At 69.3% G+C, this 16,200-nt stretch carries 19 protein-coding genes and 1 pseudogene; 13 read left to right on the top strand and 7 right to left on the bottom strand.

Annotation, left to right across the window (positions count from 1 at the left end; all coding sequences use genetic code 11):
* Positions 1 to 7: 7 nt before the first annotated feature.
* The 5 genes from AC4IJH_RS33470 to AC4IJH_RS33450 are packed head-to-tail and all read left to right on the top strand — an operon-like array spanning position 8 to position 4,729.
* Positions 8 to 622 carry a TlpA family protein disulfide reductase gene (locus tag AC4IJH_RS33470; protein ID WP_490855701.1) on the top strand — a complete coding sequence of 205 codons (615 nt, stop codon included), beginning with the start codon at positions 8 to 10 and terminating at the stop codon, positions 620 to 622.
* A 1-nt stretch (position 623) separates the two neighbouring features.
* Positions 624 to 1,364 carry a cytochrome c biogenesis CcdA family protein gene (locus AC4IJH_RS33465; RefSeq protein ID WP_490855700.1) on the top strand — a complete coding sequence of 247 codons (741 nt, stop codon included), beginning with the start codon at positions 624 to 626 and terminating at the stop codon, positions 1,362 to 1,364.
* 3 nt (positions 1,365 to 1,367) lie between these two features.
* On the top strand, positions 1,368 to 3,062 hold the full coding sequence (gene resB / locus AC4IJH_RS33460) for a cytochrome c biogenesis protein ResB (RefSeq protein WP_490855699.1): 1,695 nt from the start codon (positions 1,368 to 1,370) through the stop codon (positions 3,060 to 3,062).
* The gene (gene ccsB, locus AC4IJH_RS33455; protein ID WP_490855698.1) at positions 3,059 to 4,150 is read left to right on the top strand and encodes a c-type cytochrome biogenesis protein CcsB; all 1,092 of its coding nucleotides are present in this window, start codon (positions 3,059 to 3,061) and stop codon (positions 4,148 to 4,150) included. Before resB ends, ccsB begins: the two co-directional genes overlap by 4 nt.
* Before the next feature lie 51 nt (positions 4,151 to 4,201).
* Positions 4,202 to 4,729 (top strand): SRPBCC domain-containing protein, encoded by a 528-nt coding sequence (locus tag AC4IJH_RS33450; RefSeq protein WP_490855697.1) that lies wholly within the window; start codon positions 4,202 to 4,204, stop codon positions 4,727 to 4,729.
* Positions 4,730 to 4,735: 6 nt separating this feature from the next.
* Here AC4IJH_RS33450 and AC4IJH_RS33445 read toward each other — a convergent pair whose 3' ends face one another.
* Genes AC4IJH_RS33445 through AC4IJH_RS33435 form a run of 3 tightly spaced genes read right to left on the bottom strand, consistent with a single transcriptional unit; the run spans position 4,736 to position 6,672 of the window.
* Positions 4,736 to 5,698: an isopenicillin N synthase family dioxygenase gene (locus AC4IJH_RS33445; RefSeq protein ID WP_490855696.1), complete on the bottom strand. Its 963-nt coding sequence runs from the start codon at positions 5,696 to 5,698 to the stop codon at positions 4,736 to 4,738.
* Positions 5,691 to 6,143 carry a nucleoside deaminase gene (locus tag AC4IJH_RS33440; RefSeq protein WP_490855695.1) on the bottom strand — a complete coding sequence of 151 codons (453 nt, stop codon included), beginning with the start codon at positions 6,141 to 6,143 and terminating at the stop codon, positions 5,691 to 5,693. The genes AC4IJH_RS33445 and AC4IJH_RS33440 overlap by 8 nt, the downstream gene beginning before the upstream one ends.
* A 52-nt stretch (positions 6,144 to 6,195) precedes the next feature.
* Positions 6,196 to 6,672: a PLD nuclease N-terminal domain-containing protein gene (locus AC4IJH_RS33435; RefSeq protein ID WP_490855694.1), complete on the bottom strand. Its 477-nt coding sequence runs from the start codon at positions 6,670 to 6,672 to the stop codon at positions 6,196 to 6,198.
* An 89-nt stretch (positions 6,673 to 6,761) separates the two neighbouring features.
* Between AC4IJH_RS33435 and AC4IJH_RS33430 the strand changes: the two genes are divergently transcribed.
* Positions 6,762 to 8,213 (top strand): menaquinone biosynthesis decarboxylase, encoded by a 1,452-nt coding sequence (locus AC4IJH_RS33430; RefSeq protein ID WP_490855693.1) that lies wholly within the window; start codon positions 6,762 to 6,764, stop codon positions 8,211 to 8,213.
* Between the two features lie 80 nt (positions 8,214 to 8,293).
* Positions 8,294 to 9,217 (top strand): menaquinone biosynthesis prenyltransferase MqnP, encoded by a 924-nt coding sequence (gene mqnP, locus AC4IJH_RS33425; RefSeq protein WP_490855692.1) that lies wholly within the window; start codon positions 8,294 to 8,296, stop codon positions 9,215 to 9,217.
* 86 nt (positions 9,218 to 9,303) lie between these two features.
* On the opposite strand, the gene AC4IJH_RS33420 is transcribed toward mqnP, so the two are convergent.
* The 3 genes from AC4IJH_RS33420 to AC4IJH_RS33410 form a co-directional block, all read right to left on the bottom strand.
* On the bottom strand, positions 9,304 to 10,503 hold the full coding sequence (locus AC4IJH_RS33420; protein WP_490855691.1) for a hypothetical protein: 1,200 nt from the start codon (positions 10,501 to 10,503) through the stop codon (positions 9,304 to 9,306).
* Positions 10,504 to 10,665: 162 nt separating this feature from the next.
* Entirely contained in the window at positions 10,666 to 11,190 is a 525-nt protein-coding gene (locus tag AC4IJH_RS33415; RefSeq protein WP_490855690.1) for a DUF4870 domain-containing protein, read from the bottom strand.
* Between the two features lie 62 nt (positions 11,191 to 11,252).
* Positions 11,253 to 11,849, bottom strand: coding sequence for a rhomboid family intramembrane serine protease (locus AC4IJH_RS33410; RefSeq protein ID WP_490855689.1), 597 nt, complete (start codon positions 11,847 to 11,849; stop codon positions 11,253 to 11,255).
* A gap of 79 nt (positions 11,850 to 11,928) precedes the next feature.
* On the opposite strand from AC4IJH_RS33410, the gene AC4IJH_RS33405 reads away from it, so the two are divergent.
* Positions 11,929 to 12,645 carry a UbiX family flavin prenyltransferase gene (locus AC4IJH_RS33405; RefSeq protein WP_490855688.1) on the top strand — a complete coding sequence of 239 codons (717 nt, stop codon included), beginning with the start codon at positions 11,929 to 11,931 and terminating at the stop codon, positions 12,643 to 12,645.
* Between the two features lie 55 nt (positions 12,646 to 12,700).
* Here the strand turns inward: AC4IJH_RS33405 and AC4IJH_RS33400 are convergent, their stop codons facing one another.
* The gene (locus tag AC4IJH_RS33400; RefSeq protein ID WP_490855687.1) at positions 12,701 to 12,835 is read right to left on the bottom strand and encodes a hypothetical protein; all 135 of its coding nucleotides are present in this window, start codon (positions 12,833 to 12,835) and stop codon (positions 12,701 to 12,703) included.
* 125 nt (positions 12,836 to 12,960) lie between these two features.
* Here AC4IJH_RS33400 and AC4IJH_RS33395 point away from each other — a divergent pair, with 125 nt between their 5' ends.
* The 5 genes and pseudogenes from AC4IJH_RS33395 to AC4IJH_RS33375 form a co-directional block, all read left to right on the top strand.
* Positions 12,961 to 13,416 (top strand): Lrp/AsnC family transcriptional regulator, encoded by a 456-nt coding sequence (locus AC4IJH_RS33395; RefSeq protein WP_242583514.1) that lies wholly within the window; start codon positions 12,961 to 12,963, stop codon positions 13,414 to 13,416.
* A 99-nt stretch (positions 13,417 to 13,515) separates the two neighbouring features.
* The gene (mqnE, locus tag AC4IJH_RS33390; protein ID WP_490855686.1) at positions 13,516 to 14,694 is read left to right on the top strand and encodes an aminofutalosine synthase MqnE; all 1,179 of its coding nucleotides are present in this window, start codon (positions 13,516 to 13,518) and stop codon (positions 14,692 to 14,694) included.
* 59 nt (positions 14,695 to 14,753) lie between these two features.
* Positions 14,754 to 15,278 carry a GNAT family N-acetyltransferase gene (locus AC4IJH_RS33385; RefSeq protein WP_490855685.1) on the top strand — a complete coding sequence of 175 codons (525 nt, stop codon included), beginning with the start codon at positions 14,754 to 14,756 and terminating at the stop codon, positions 15,276 to 15,278.
* Positions 15,279 to 15,359: 81 nt separating this feature from the next.
* Positions 15,360 to 15,650 (top strand): DUF4229 domain-containing protein, encoded by a 291-nt coding sequence (locus AC4IJH_RS33380; protein ID WP_490855684.1) that lies wholly within the window; start codon positions 15,360 to 15,362, stop codon positions 15,648 to 15,650.
* Between the two features lie 407 nt (positions 15,651 to 16,057).
* Positions 16,058 to 16,200 (top strand): annotated as a pseudogene (locus AC4IJH_RS33375) (dicarboxylate/amino acid:cation symporter); the annotation flags it as partial.

The raw sequence follows: 16,200 nt of genomic DNA, 5'->3' as shown, positions 1-16,200 counted from the left end.
TTTTCACATGAGTGCCTGCCGCGCCCCCCGCCGACTGCCCGGCCGCCGTCGCACAACCCTGCTCGCCGCAGGAGCCGCGCTCGCCGCGCTGACCCTGAGCGCCTGTGGGAACGGCACCTCCGGCGGCTCCGCCCAGACGAAGTTCGTGCAGGGCAAGGACGGCATCGACACCGTCGCGGCGAACGAGCGCACCCCGGCACCCGACCTCTCCGGCGAGACCACCAAGGGTGGCAAGCTGGACGTCGCCGACTACAAGGGCAAGGTCGTCGTCCTGAACGTGTGGGGTTCGTGGTGCGGCCCGTGCATCGCCGAGGCCCCCAACTTCACCAAGGTCGCCAACGAGACCAAGTCCCAGGGCGTCCAGTTCATCGGCATCAACACCCGCGACGCCGAGAAGCACCAGGCGGTCGGCTTCGAGGACGAGCACAAGGTGCCCTACCCCAGCCTCTTCGACCCGACCGGGAAGCTGATGCTGCGCTTCCCCAAGGGCAGCCTGAACCCGCAGGCCATCCCGTCCACCATCGTGCTGGACCGCAAGGGCCGCATCGCCGCGCGCTCGCTGGCCCCGCTGGGCGAGGACGAGCTGCGCAAGATGGTCGACCCCGTGATCGCCGAGAAGTGACATGGGCAATGACACGGTTTTGAACGGGGCGCTGCTGCTGGCCCTGCCCATCGCCCTCCTGGGCGGCCTGGTCTCCTTCTTCTCTCCCTGCGTGCTGCCCCTGGTGCCCGGCTACATGTCGTACGTCACCGGAGTCACGGGTACGGACCTCGCCGAGGCCAAGCGCGGCCGGATGTTCGCCGGGGCGCTGCTGTTCGTCCTCGGCTTCACCGCGGTCTTCGTCTCCGGCGGCATGCTCTTCGGCCAGATCGGCAACGAACTCCAGGCGCACAAGGAGATGCTCTCCAAGGTCCTCGGCGTCCTCATGATCGTGATGGGGCTGCTCTTCGCGGGCGTGCTGCGCGGCTTCGGCCAGCGTGAGTTCCGTATCCACAAGAAGCCCGCCATGGGGCTGGCCGGCGCTCCGGTGATCGGTGTCCTCTTCGGCGTCGGCTGGACCCCGTGCCTGGGACCGACGCTCTCCGCGATCCAGACCCTGTCGATCAACCAGGCCAGCGCCGGCCGCGGCGCCCTGCTGACCGTCGCCTACTGCCTCGGCCTCGGCCTCCCTTTCATCCTCGCGGCGATCGCGTTCCGCAAGGCGATGGGCGCGTTCGGCTGGGTCAAGCGCCACTACGTATGGGTCATGCGGATCGGGGGCGGCATGATGGTCGCGCTCGGCATCCTCCTCGTCACCGGGATCTGGGACGGCATGATGTCCGGACTCCAGAGCTGGACGAGCAGCTACACCGTTGGGATCTGACTGATGTCCACCAAGACCGACTCCCCCCGCGAGCCCGATGTCGGCGCCGCGGGGGACCGGCTCTCCACCGTCCCCAAGGAGGAGGTCTCCCTCCCCTCGCTGGGACCCGTCGGCTGGGCGCGCTGGTTCTGGCGGCAGCTCACCTCCATGCGGGTCGCGCTGATCCTGCTCTTCCTGCTCTCGGTCGGGGCGATCCCCGGCTCGCTGGTCCCGCAGCAGGGCACCGACCCGGTCAAGGTCGACAAGTTCAAGGTCGACCACCCCGCGCTCGGCCCGGTCTACGACAAGCTCGGGCTCTTCCACGTCTACAGCTCGGTGTGGTTCTCGGCGATCTACATCCTGCTGTTCATCTCCCTCATCGGCTGCATCGTCCCGCGCACCTGGCAGTTCGTCGGGCAGCTGCGGGCCCGCCCGCCGGGCGCCCCGCGCCGCCTGAACCGGATGCCCGTGTACGCGACCTGGCGTACCGACCGCGAGCCCGAGCAGGTCGTCCAGGCCGCGCAGAGCCTGCTGAAGAAGCGCCGCTTCCGTACGCAGACCTCCGGTAGCTCCATCGGCTCCGAGAAGGGCTATCTGCGCGAGGCCGGCAACCTGGCCTTCCATGTCGCGCTGATCGTGCTGCTGGTCGCCTTCGCCTCCGGCAGCCTGTGGAAGTCCGAGGGCAGCACTCTGATCACCGAGGGCGGCGGCTTCTCCAACAGCCTGGTGCAGTACGACGACTTCAAGTCGGGCCCGCTGTTCGACACCGAGAGCCTGGAGCCGTTCACCTTCAAGCTGGACCGCTTCACCGGTACGTACGAGACCTCCGGCCCGCAGCGCGGCACCCCGCGCACCTACCGCGCCGACGTCACGTACTACGAAGGCGCCGACGGCACGGCCCGCAAGGGCGCGATCGAGGTGAACAAGCCGCTGGAGATCGGCGGCACCAAGGTCTACCTCGGCTCGCACGGCTACTCGCCGGTGATCAAGGTCAAGGACGGCCGCGGCAAGGTCGTCTACAACGGCGCGGTGCCCTTCCTGCCGCAGGACTCCAACGTCACGTCCTCCGGCGTGGTCAAGGTGCCCGGCGCCAAGGACAAGGACGGCAAGCCCAATCAGCTGGGCTTCCAGGGAGTCTTCATCCCCACCAAGGTCCCCGGACAGATGTGGTCGCAGTTTCCCGGAGCCGCGAATCCGCGGCTCGCGATGACGCCCTTCCACGGCGACCTGGGTCTGGCCTCCGGCCTGCCGCAGAACGTCTACCAGCTCGAAATGAAGAAGCTGAAGCAGTACAAGGACGGCGGCAAGCCGGTCAGCAAGATGCTGAAGCCCGGCGAGTCCATGGCCCTGCCCAACGGCGACGGCAGCGTCGAGTTCGCCGGCCTCAAGGAGTGGGCCACCTTCACCGTCTCCCACCAGCCCGGCAACGGCGCCGCCCTGTTCGGCGCGGTCGCCGCCCTGCTGGGCCTGGCCGCCTCGCTGTTCATACAGCGCCGCCGGGTGTGGGTGCGGGCCGAGAAGGGCGCCGACGGCGTGACCGTGGTCGAGATGGCCGGACTGGGCCGCAACGAGCACGGCAGACTGCCCGAAGAACTCGCCGATCTGGCCGTGGCGCTGCACACCGAAGCGCCCGCCGCCCGACCGGCACCGACCGACGAAACCGCGGAGCCTGCCGACCCCGCCGAGCCTGCTGACCCGTCCGAAGGAGCGCGTGCGTGAACATCGCAGCCGCAGCCGCCAATGAGAATCTGGCCAATATCAGCAACACGCTGATCTACTCGGCGATGGCGATCTACACGCTCGCCTTCCTCGCACACCTCGCGGAGTGGGCGTTCGGCAGCCGCAGCAAGGTGGGCCGCACCGCAGCGGCCCTCACTGCCCAGGCTTCCGCCGCCCCCGCCGTGACCGTGAAGTCCGCCGAGAAGGGCGGCGGCACGGCCGTACTGGAGCGCCCGAAGGTCGTCACCCGGGCCGCCAACGGCAGCCGTGACGTCCCCGACGGCCCCGGCGCCGCGGGCGGCACCGAGAAGGGCGACCTCTACGGCCGGATCGCCATCTCGCTGACCGTCCTGGCCTGGGCCCTGCACGTGGGCGGGGTGGTCTCCCGCGCCCTGTCCGTGCAGCGCGCCCCCTGGGGCAACATGTACGAGTTCTCCATCACCTTCGGGTCCGTGGCCGTCACCGCCTATCTCGTCCTTCTCGCGCTGAAGAAGAACGTCCGCTGGATCGGTCTGCTGCTGACGGTGACGGTCCTGCTGGACCTGGGTGTCGCCGTCACCTGGCTCTACACCGAAAGCTCCCAGCTGGTTCCCGCCCTGCAGTCTTACTGGCTGTGGATCCACGTCAGCTGCGCGATCGTCTCCGGCGCGGTGCTGTACCTGGGCGCGGTCTCCACCCTGCTCTACCTCTTCCGGGACCGTTACGAGTCCAAGCTCGCCGACCCCTCCGGCAAGAAGCCCGGCGCCTTCGCCACCTCGGTCATGGAGCGGCTGCCCGCGGCGGCCAGCCTCGACAAGTTCGCGTACCGGATCAACGCCACGGTCTTCCCGCTGTGGACCTTCACGATCATGGCGGGCGCGGTCTGGGCCGGCGAGGCCTGGGGCCGCTACTGGGGCTGGGACTCCAAGGAGATCTGGTCCTTCGTCACCTGGGTCGCCTACGCCGCCTACCTGCACGCCCGCGCGACGGCCGGCTGGAAGGGCCGCAAGGCCGCCTACCTGGGCCTGTTCGCCTTCCTGACCTACATTTTCAACTACTACGTGGTGAACGTCTTCTTCTCCGGACTGCACTCCTACTCCGGCGTCTAGACCGCCCCCGCCGCACATGCGGCGACCGGTGCCGTACGAGATCGTGGGCTCATGACGAGCCCGAGAAACCCGATCCCGTACGGCACTGCCGTTTCCGACGGCGACGTCCACACCCTCCGCTACGACCTTCGCTTTCCCCAGCCTGTGGAGGAGCTCTGGACGGCCGTGGCGACCCCCGAGGGCCTGCCCACCTGGCTGGCCGCCGCCGACCCCTTCACCCGGCACGAGGGCGGCGCGATCACCCTGCGCTGGCTCAACACCGACGACCAGGGCAACCCCACGGTCGCCCCCGGCCACGTCACCGGCTGGGGCCCGACCCGCGTGGCCGAATACACCGTCGACATCCACGGCCGCATCCACTTCGACCTGGTCCCCGACCCCGGCACCTCGGGCACCTGGCTCCGCTTCACCAACGAATTCACCGGCCCGGACAGCGCGCGCCTCAGCTGCCTGGCCGGCTGGCACAACCACTTCGAATTCCTCGCCGACGCCCTGGACGGCCGCCCGAAGGACTGGTCGACGTGGACACTGGACCGCTGGCGGGACCTGTGTGCGCAGTACGAGCGACGGGGCGCGTGAGCAGCCTCAGTCCGCCGTGATCGCGTCCAGCTGGGCGCGCAGGTGGGTGTGGGAGTCGATGCCGCGGACGTCGGTGCCCGGGTCGCACTCGTAGAAGTAGACCAGGGACATCAGCTCTTCGGCGGGGGCGTCCAGGGGCGGTGGCAGGACGCGGTGACGGCCCGAGCGCCAGCGCTCACCGGTCCAACGGGCCATCAGATCCCCGATGTTGACCGTGAACGAACCCGGTACGTACGGGGCGTCCTCCCAGCCGCCCTCGTCGGTGAAGACCTGAAGACCGCCCTTGCCCACCTGGCGGTCCAGGACCGTGACCGTGCCGAAGTCGGTGTGCGGGCCGATGCGGAACTGGCCCGGCCGCGGCTCGCCGACTCTCCCCGTCCCCGGGTACCAGTTGATGTTGAAGCCCCAGGTGGGGTGGGTGGTGTGGCGGGTGAAGAAGTCCGCCGGCTCGCCCAGCGCGACGGCCAGCAGCTCCAGGAGCTCGTCGGACAGGGCCCGCATGGCGGCGAGATAGCGCTCGGCCAGGGGGCGCAGCGCGGGGACCTGGCCCGGCCAGACGTTGGGCCGGAACCACTCGGCGTCCACGGCCGCGTCGCCGGTCGGCTCCTCGGCCGCGAAGGACAGCGACTCCTTCAGGTCGGGCGGCGTCTGGGTGCCCTCGGCGTAGCCATTGGCCTCGGCGCCGGGCCCCAGCCAGCCGCGGCCGCCGACCTTGACCGCGTACGGCTGCTTGTGGTCCGGCGGGAGGTGGAAGAAGGCGCGGGCGGCCGAGCGGATGCCGTCGCCAAGGGCGGGGTCGACGCCGTGGCCGGTGACGGTCAGGAAGCCCGCCGTGCGCAGGGCGGTGTCGACGACCTCGGCGGTGGCGCGGCGGGCGGCGGGGTCGCCGGAGCGCCACGGGCCCAGGTCGATGACGGGGATACGGGAGCGGGCGGCGGCGGGAGGCGCGGCAGCCGGTCGGTCAGTCATCGCCGATGTCCTCGTTCCACAGGTCGGGCCGGGCGTCGATGAAGGTGCGCATCATCGCCACGCACCGGGGATCGTCCAGCACCACGATCTCGACTCCGTGCGCGGCCAGCCAGTCGTGGCCACCGCTCAGGGTGCGGTCCTCGCCGATCACCACCCGTGAGATGCCGAACTGCCGCACCAGACCGCTGCAGTACCAGCAGGGCGAGAGCGTGGTGACCATCGTCGTGCCCTGGTAGCCGCGCCGCCGCCCGGCGGCGCGGAAGGCCGCCGTCTCGGCGTGGGTGGCGGGGTCGTCGTCCTGCACACGCCGGTTGCGGCCGCGCCCCAGCGGCGCCCCGTCCGGGCCGTACAGCGCCGCCCCGATGGGGACGCCGCCCTCCGCGAGTCCGGCCCGCGCCTCGGCGAGCGCGGTCGCCAGCATCGCCTGTGCCTGCGCCTGGTCCATGCCGGGAGCCTTCCCCGTACGGGCACGGACCGAGCAGACCGAGCGCCGGGGATCACCCCTTGGCGGGCGGCGGGGTGTCCTCGGGGCCCTTGCCCGGCTTGCTGTCCTTGCTGTCCGTGCGGTCCGGCCCGCTGTGGCCGTCCTGCGGCTCCTGGCGCCGCAGCTCCTCCTCGCGGCGCCGCAGATCGGCCTCCCAGTCCTTGAGCAGCGCCTCATCGGACTTCGCCTGCTCCTGCTCGCGCTTGCGCAGCGTCTCCAGGAACTCCGGGTTGTCGTCGGGCGCCACCCAGGCACCGCGCCGGGGGCCGCCGGGGCCCGCGCGCCGTACGCCGCCCTCGGCCGCCGAGGCCACCCGGTCCTTGCCCACGATCAGCCAGGAGACGGACCCCACCAGCGGGAAGAGCAGCACGAGGATCGCCCACAGCGGCTTGGGGAGGTAGCGCACATGCTTCTCGTCGGTGGTGATGCAGTCGATGAACGCGTAGATGCTGAGTGCCAGCGGCACCAGAATCATCAGTACGCGGAGCATGTGTCGGTCCCCCTGGGAATGGCCGGCCGGGCCGGTGAGGGCGGCCCCAGTGACAACTCCAGGGTAGTGCGTGGCGGATACTGGGACGTATGGCTTATGACGATCTTCGCTCGTTCCTGCGCGCGCTCGACCGTGAGGGCGACCTCAAGCGCATCAAGGCCGAAGTCGACCCCTATCTGGAAGTCGGGGAGATCGTCGACAGAGTGCAGAAGTCCGGCGGCCCCGCGCTGCTCTTCGAGAACGTCAAGGGCTCGGCGATGCCGCTGGCCATGAACGTCTTCGGTACGGACCGCCGGCTGCTCAAGGCGCTGGGCCTGAAGTCGTACGAGGACATCAGCGACACCATCGGCGGGCTGCTCAAGCCCGAGCTGCCGCAGGGCTTCGTCGGCATCCGCGAGGCGTTCGGCAAGCTCGCCAACATGACGCACGTGCCGCCGAAGAAGGTCAAGGACGCGCCCGTGCAGGAGGTCGTCCTCACCGGCGACGACGTCGACCTCGACAAGCTGCCGGCGCTGTTCACCTGGCCCGAGGACGGCGGCTCGTTCTTCAACCTGGGCCTGACGCACACCAAGCACCCGGAGACGGGCGTGCGCAACCTCGGCCTGTACCGCCTGCAGCGTCACGACAAGCGCACCATCGGCATGCACTGGCAGATCCACAAGGACAGCCGCAACCACTACCAGGTCGCGGCCAAGCGCGGCGAGAAGCTGCCCGTCGCCATCGCCTTCGGCTGCCCGCCGGCCGTGACGTACGCCTCCACCGCCCCGCTGCCCGGTGACATCGACGAATACCTCTTCGCGGGCTTCATCCAGGGCAAGCGGATCGAGATGGTCGACTGCAAGACCGTGCCGCTGCAGGTCCCGGCCAACGCCGAGGTCGTCATCGAGGGCTGGCTGGAGCCGGGCGAGATGCTGCCCGAGGGCCCCTTCGGCGACCACACCGGCTTCTACACCCCGCAGGAGCCGTTCCCCGCGCTGAAGATCGACTGCGTGACGATGCGGCGGCGGCCGCTGCTCCAGTCGATCGTGGTGGGCCGCCCGCCGACCGAGGACGGTCCGCTGGGCCGCGCCACGGAGCGGTTCTTCCTGCCGCTGCTCAAGATCATCGTGCCGGACATCGTGGACTACCACCTCCCCGAGTCGGGCGGCTTCCACAACTGCGCGATCGTCGCGATCGACAAGAAGTACCCCAAGCACGCGCAGAAGGTGATGCACGCCATCTGGGGCGCGCACATGATGTCGCTGACCAAGCTGATCGTGGTCGTCGACGCCGACTGCGATGTGCACAACCTCCACGAGGTCTCCTGGCGGGCGCTGGGCAATGTCGACTACGCCCGCGACGTGACCGTCGTCGAGGGTCCCGTCGACCACCTCGACCACGCCTCCTACCAGCAGTTCTGGGGCGGGAAGATGGGTATCGACGCGACGAGGAAGCTGCCCGAGGAGGGCTACACCCGGGACGGCGGCTGGCCGAACATGGTCGAGTCCGACCCGGAGACATCCGAACGAGTGACCAGGCGTTGGAAGGAGTACGGGCTGTGAGTTGCGAGCCCAATATGGGAAGCGGTGCGGGTTCGGGTTGTCCCCGCCTCAGCGGGGGTGCTCCGGAGTACGGGCTTTAGATGAGCGCCGATTCAGCTACCCCCGACCTCTTCGGCCCCGAACCCGCGCCGCCCGGCAAGGTGAGGGCCTTCCTGCGCCTGGTGATGATCGAGCACTCGGTCTTCGCGCTGCCCTTCGCCTACATCGCCTCGCTGACCGCGATGTACCAGTGGGACAAGAACATCCACTGGGGCCGTCTGCTGCTGGTCACCGTCTGCATGGTCGGCCTGCGCACCTTCGCCATGGCCGCGAACCGGATCATCGACCGCGAGATCGACGCCCGCAACCCGCGCACCGCCCACCGCGAGCTGGTCACCGGCGCCGTGTCGGTGCGCTCGGCGTGGACCGGCGCGCTCATCGCGCTCGTCGTCTTCCTCGGCTCCGCCGCGCTGCTCAACCCGCTGTGCCTGGCGCTCGCGCCGATCGCCGTGATCCCGATGGTGGTCTATCCGTACGGCAAGCGGTTCACCAACTTCCCGCAGGCCATCCTGGGCCTCGCACAGGCCATGGGCCCGGTCGGCGCGTGGATCGCCATCTCCGGCTCCTGGTCCTGGGACGCGGTGATCCTCGGGCTCGCGGTCGGTGTGTGGATCGGCGGCTTCGACCTGATCTACGCCTGCCAGGACGTGGACACCGACCGCGAGATCGGCGTCCGCTCCGTCCCGGCCCGCTTCGGGATCCCGGCCGCCATCTGGGGCGCGCGCGGCTGCCACGCCGTCACCACGGCCCTGTTCGTCTGGTACGCGCTGGCCACCGGCGCCGGTGCCTTCTTCTGGGTCGGCCTGGTGATCGTGGCAGGTGCCTTCCTGTACGAGCACACCCTCGTGCGCCCGCACGACCTGACCCGGCTCAACCGCGCCTTCTTCCAGGTCAACAGCTTCATCGGCATCGCGCTGTTCGTGTGCGCGCTGCTGGACCTGCTGGTGCGGGGACTGACCGTCTGAACCGTCCGGCCTCGCGCTGACGGCGCGAGAAGGGGCGGCGGCACCGTGTGGTGCCGCCGCCCCTTTGCCGTACGGGCCGGTGCGCGTCAGGCCGGGATGCGCCCGTTCTCCAGCTCCTTGAGCTTGCGCTGCGACTCGCGCAGGCTCTTGAGGGTCTCCGCCATCTCCGCGGAGGGGTTCTCGCGCTGGAACTGCTCCAGCTCCTTGATGTCCCGCTCGGCGTCCGCCGAGGTGTACGTGCCGCCCCGGCCGCCGTCCCGGGAAGCCTCCTCCTTCTCGGGGCCGGACCCCTGGACGAGGGCCTGCCGCAGCTCCTCGGGCTTGATCTCCTTGACCCCCGAGGGGACGTCGACGGAGGCGGCGCCGCCCTTGAAGCCGAAGGTCACCGGCAGCTTGCCGCGGATCTTGGCCTCCTTGCCCGCGAGCTGGGCGACGTCCACGGTCAGCGCGGAGACCACGCCGTCCCTGATGGAGAAGTCGAGGCTGACGTTCTTGTCCGGGACGCCTGCGCTGCCGCGCTTGAGGTCCAGCGACTTGAAGGGCGAGTTCTTGTCCTTCATCAGCGGCTTCAGACCCGCGGCGAGGTCCTCGACGGCCTTCTTGGCGGGGATGACGGCGCTGACGTGGTCGACGCCGTTGACCCGGCCCGTGTCCTTGAAGTCGGCGTTCTCGATGATCGCCTTCTCGAAGGTTTTCATCAGCTGCTGCTGGCTCTTGGCGTCGAGCTGGGAGGAGCCGCCGGGCGGGGTCCGGTCGCCGCCCTGCTCCTCGGCGAACTTCTCGAAGGTCTTGATGTCGTAGGCGTACCAGTCGCCCTTGAACATCTCCTTGAGCGGGCTCTTGAGCTTGTCGGGGTCGCCCATGGGGCCGGCCGGGCCGCCGGAGGAGCCCGACAGCTGCTGCATGGCCTTGAAGTCCATGCGCTGGTAGAGCTTCTTGCCGTCGGTCCGTATCTCGATCAGGGCCTTGCCGCCGTCCGCGGCGATCTTGAAGGCGGCCGGTACGTACGGGTTGTCGCCCGGGTTCTTGAAGAGGTCGCCGACCGTCTTGCCGGGGGCGACCGTGTAGGAGACCTTCATGCCGGCCAGGAGCTTGGCGGCGCGCCGGTCGAAGTCCTCGGTGTCCTTCAGCGCGGCCCAGATCTGGCCCTCGTCCGCGGCGATGTTGATGTCGACGGTCAGCGCCTTCTGCTCGCCCAGCTTCTCGAAACCGCGCTGGATCTTGGTTCCGGCGCTGAACTTCTCGACGGGGTCGCAGGCGACGGTCGCGGCCGTTATCAGGGCCACGCAGCCGGCGGCGGCCAGCGTCTTGCGCTTGGTAGTGATGGCGTACTCCTGGTTCGGTCCGGCGCATGGGTGATACGGGTGCGCCTAGAGGGGACCAGGGTGGGAGAGAGAAGGTTGTGCTGGCCAGCGAATTTTGTCGGTACCTGGGGGCTGTGCCCCACCTCAGCCCTTGCTCAGCGGCCAGGCGATCAGCCGCGGGTAGGACCACATCTCGCCGCGGTTGGCCTTGACCGTGCCGATCACGGCGAAGACGAAGCTGGTGACGAAGTACGCGGAGAACATCACGATCACCGTCAGCACCGGGACGGCCATGCCCGCGCCCTTGAGCTGCGCCGAAGTGGCCACGGCCGCGAAGGTGAGGGCCGAGCCGAAGTACAGCAGGATGCCGAGCACCGCCATGATGGCCTGGGTGATGCCGAAGTTCAGGGCCTGGGTGGCGTGGTGGCGCACATAGGGGTCGTGCTGGTTGCGGCCGCCGCGTATGCACAGCGGGGCGATCCAGCCGCCGAGCATGCCCAGGCAGCACAGGCCGTTGCCGGCCGTGATGGTCAGCAGCGCGCCCAGGTGGCACCACATCGCGGAGGTCCTGGAGGGCCCCGGCAGCTGCGACTCGTAGCCGTAGCCGTAGTGGGGTCCGGGCCCGGGGCCGTAGCCGGGTCCGTATCCGGGCGTGTGGTGGTTGCTCATGTCCTGCTCACCCCGTTGTTGTCACGTGCGGAACGCGCCGGCCTGACCGGCGCAGGCCGAGATTACGGGATGGGGCTGACAGGGCTGCCGGGAGCTACGCGCGCGGGTGCGCGCTGCCGCAGCACGAAGGCCGCCAGCACCCCGCCGATCAGCCCGAACAGATGCCCCTGCCAGCTCACACCGCTGTCGGTGGGCAGCGCGCCCCACACGATCGAGCCGTAGACCGCGGCGACCAGCACACCCAGGACGATGTCGGCGAGCTTGCGGTCGATGAAGCCGCGTACGAGCAGATAGCCGAAGAGGCCGAAGACGACACCGGAGGCGCCCGCGGTGTTGCTGCCCTCGGGCGAGGTCAGCCAGACGCCCAGGCCGCTGACGAGGATGATCAGCAGCGCCGCGCCGGTGAAACGGCGCAGCCCGCTGCGCAGGGCGGCCAGGAAGCCGAGCACCAGCAGCGGCAGGGAGTTGGCCGCCAGGTGGTCGAAGCCGAAGTGCATGAAGGCGGCCGGGACCACGTCGAGGAGTTCGGACGGCTCGCGCGGCTGGATGCCGAAGGTGTCCAGGGCGTTGCCGGACGCCTGGTCGATGCCCTCCAGGACCCACAGCAGGGCGACCCATCCCAGCATCAGGAGGGCGGCGGGCTTGGCGCGCGTCAGCATGTCGGGTCCCCTCGTCGCACAGTCACTGGGTGAAACGGCCGTGAAGGGCCGGGTGGTTCCGCCGGATAGGCTCGAACCTGTGGAGCCGCAGCACAACGACACCCATTCCGCCATCCGCCAGGGTCCGGGCGCCAGACGCCCTTGGGTCGTGGGGGTCTCCGGTGCGTCCGGTACGCCGTACGCCGCGTCCGTACTGCGCGGGCTGCTGGCGGCGGGGGAGGCGGTGGACCTGGTGGTCAGCCGGGCCTCCCGGCTGACGCTGCTGGACGAGACGGGCATCTCCTACCGCGACGCGCACTGGCGCGAGGACCTGCGGGAGTGGCTGGCGCGCGGCGCGGACGGCAAGCCGGAGACCTTTCCCGTACGTCAGGAGGATCTGGCGGACGTACGGCACTGGGCGGCCGGTGACCTGGCGGCGGGGCCGTCGTCGGGCTCGTACCCGGTCAAGGGGATGCTGATCGTGCCGGCCAGTACGGCGTGTGTGGCCGGGGTGGCGCTGGGGCTGTCCAAGGACCTCTTGCAGCGCACGGCGAGCGTGACGCTCAAGGAGCGGCGCAAGCTGGTGGTGGCCGTGCGCGAGACGCCGCTGAACGGGCAGACCCTCAAGCACTTGGTGGCACTGGATGAGGCGGGCGCGATCGTGCTGCCCGCCTCACCGGCGTTCTACGCGGGAGCGACGCACATCCAGGATCTGGTGGACTTCGTCGCGGGCCGGGTGCTCGATGCGGCTCAGGTGCCGCACGGGCTGTACCGGCGGTGGGAGGGGGTGCTCGGTGGGGGCACCTCCCAGAGCTAGCCGGGGGTGGCGCCACCGAGGAGTACGGGTCGACCGGGCGCCTGCGCCCGCCGTACTAGCGCTTCTTGGCGGAGGCGTTGCGGCCGAAACGGCGCTTGGGCTCCGGGGTGGCGGGCTTGTGAGCACGAGAACGATTGGCCAGGTCCTGCAGCTCGCGCATGCGGGCGTAGGCCATCTCGATCGAGTACACGGTGACAGCTCCTGTGAAAGATCGTCTTTGATCGTCTGAAAGAAATGCAGGCTGTGAAGCCCTGCATGCCTTAGATTCTACATGTAAACGTCCGGATTGCAGAATGAATGAAAGGTCAACGGCGCATGGACGCGGTGGATAGGCAGCTCATCCAGGCTCTGCGGGAGAACGGCAGGGCCTCGTACGCGGAGCTCGGCCGGCTCGTCGGCCTGTCCGGGCCCAGCGTCACGGACCGGATCAACCGCCTGGAGGCGGCCGGCGTGATCACCGGCTATCGCGCGACCGTGGACGCCACGTCCCTCGGTCTGGGCGTCACCGCCCTGGTCGGCATCTCGCTCTCGGACGCGGCCGACCACGAGGACGTCGCGCGCCGCCTGCGCGACCTCGCCGAGATCGAGGACTGCTGGTTCATCGCCGGCGACGACTCCTACATGCTCAAGGTCAGGGTCGGCGACGTGGACGGGCTGGAGCGCACCATCCGCCGCCTGTCCGGCACCAAGGGCGTCTCCCGTACGCGGACCACCATCGTGCTCTCCACCAAGTGGGAGAACCGCGTCGGGGAGCTGCCCGAGGAGATGTAGCGGCCGGGGCACGGCGGGGCCATGGGGGCCCCACGTGCGCCGAAGGCGGGGGAGTACGCTCGAACCCGGCGTTTTGGAAGAGATATGGGAGGCGGCCGGATGACTGCATCTGTGAAGGATGTGGGCTTCAAGCGTGAGCTGGAGGACAAGGTCCGCTCCGGTGAGCGCCTGAGCCGCGAGGACGGCATCGCGCTGTACGAGTCCGACGACCTGGCCTGGCTGGGCGGACTCGCACACGAGGTGCGCACCCGCAAGAACGGCGATGTCGTCCACTTCAACGTCAACCGCCACCTGAACATGACCAACGTGTGCACGGCCTCGTGCGCGTACTGCTCCTTCCAGCGCAAGCCGGGGGAGAAGGACGCGTACACGATGCGCATCGAGGAGGCCGTCCGCCTCGCCAAGGCGATGGAGAACGAGAACCTCACCGAGCTGCACATCGTCAACGGTCTGCACCCCACGCTGCCCTGGCGCTACTACCCCCGCTCGCTGCGCGCGCTCAAGGAGGCGCTGCCGAACGTCTCCTTGAAGTGCTTCACCGCCACCGAGATCCAGCACTTCGAGAAGATCTCCGGGCTGCCGGCCTCCGAGATCCTGGACGAGCTGATCGACGCCGGTCTGGAGTCGCTGACCGGCGGCGGCGCGGAGATCTTCGACTGGGAGGTCAGGCAGCACATCGTCGACCACGACACCCACTGGGAGGACTGGTCGCGCATCCACCGCCTCGCGCACGAGAAGGGTCTGAAGACCCCGTGCACGATGCTGTACGGGCACATCGAGGAGCCGCGCCACCGCGTGGACCACGTGCTGCGCCTGCGGGAGCTGCAGGACGAGACCAATGGCTTCCAGGTCTTCATCCCGCTGCGCTACCAGCACGACTTCGTGGACGTGAAGGACGGCAAGGTCCGCAACCGCCTCCAGGCGCGGACGACCATGGCCACCGGCGCCGAGGCCCTGAAGACCTTCGCGGTCTCGCGCCTGCTGTTCGACAACGTCCCGCACGTGAAGGTCTTCTGGGTGATGCACGGCGTGCAGACCGCCCAGCTGGCGCTCCAGCACGGCGCGGACGACATGGACGGCTCGGTCGTCGAGTACAAGATCACGCACGACGCCGACAACTACGGCACCCCCAACAAGCTGGGCCGCGAGGACCTGCTCGACCTGATCCGCGACGCGGGCTTCCGCCCCGTCGAGCGCAACACCCGCTACGAGATCATCCGCGAGTACCCGGGCCCGGACGCGGAGCGCCGCGAGTCGCCGCAGCCGATGCGGGTGTGAAGAAGGGTGTGACGGCAGTCACCGGCTGACTGTCAGTGGTACGCACTAGGGTCCAGGTCATGAGCATCCGCTTCGACCTGGACCCTTCTGTCACCCCTGAACTCCGCGGCGGTATCTGCTCGTTGTGGGCCGACGTGGCCAACGCCGGCGGCGCCGTCGGCTTCGTGCCGCCCGTCACCCGGGAGGAGATACGCCCCGAGCTGATCCGGCACCTGGTGGTGATGGCCGAGGAGCGCGCCCACCTGATCGTCGGCCGGGACGTTGACGGGACACCGCAGGCGATGGCCTTCGTCCACCTCAACCCGCACCGCCTGATGCAGCACTGGGTGTGGGTGTACGCGGTCATGGTGCACCCCTCGCTCCAGGGACAGGGCACGGGCCGGGCGCTGATGGGCGCGGTCGACTCTCTCGCCCGTCGCCTGGACGGCGTCGAGGGCATCCGGCTCACCTGCCGGGGCGGGACCGGCGCCGCGCAGTTCTACGAGCGCTGCGGCTACAAGGAAGTGGGCAGGGTTCCCGGCGCCATCAGGGTCGCCGCCGACGACTTCCGCGATGACATCACCCTGTGGCGGTCGCTGGCGTAGGGGGCAAGAAGATCGTGTATGGAGCTGTGCTTGACTGGACGGTGACCCCTTTCGGTTGCCGTTGAGAAGAAGGTCCCCTCCGTGAGTAGCCAGAAGCACGCCACACTCCGCTACACCGCTTACCGCCTGGGTGTCTTCGTCGCCTGCTTCGCGGTCGTCTGGGTGCTCGCCTTCTTCCGCGTCATCCCGCTGGGCGTGGGCAACTCCAACCTCGTGTGGATGCTGCTGCTGGCGATCGTGATCTCCGCGCCGCTCAGCTTCGTCCTGCTGCGCAAGCAGCGCGACGCGATGTCCCAGCAGATCGTGGGCAAGGTCGAGCAGCAGAAGAACCGGCTGGCGGCCAACCGCAGCCAGGAGGACGGGCTGCTCTAGCCCGCCGGCCGACAGGCCTCCAGGGCCGCATCGGCCCGCAACCGGCGTAAATGATCTGTCAGACGCCTCACATACACCGCGCGCCCCGTGGTGGAGTTTCCGCTCCACCACGGGGCGCCGCGCCTATCCGGCCCCTCCGGCCCGCAGGGTCCCAAAGATTTTCTTTGGGGAACCCAAAGTTCAAGTGTTAACGTGTTCGACATGAAGTCAGCAGCCGCGCACCCGTTCCCCATGAGCGTTCCGCTCGTGGCGCGCCTGCATGTCGATCTGTGCCGCTGCATGTCCGCGGCCTGTTGCCGTCGCTGAAGCGTCCGCACCGCAGCGGCCGGAGATCCAGCACCCACGGACCTCCTGGCGCTTTTCGCCGTCTTTCCCCTTGACTTCTGACTGTCCCCGGAGTGTGTCCGTTGTCCACGCCGTCTTCCACGACGTCCCCGGCCCCCAAGGCCTCCAGAACCTCCCGCATACCCAAGGTCCCCTTCTGGGCCCAGATCCTGCTCGGCCTCGTCCTGGGCGCGCTGCTCGGCTGGGCCGCCAAGAGCGGTGACAT

This window comes from Streptomyces sp. UF-297, from assembly GCF_058245575.1.
Note: the sequence above shows the minus strand (reverse complement) of the source record. Positions and strands in the feature narration are given on the sequence as shown.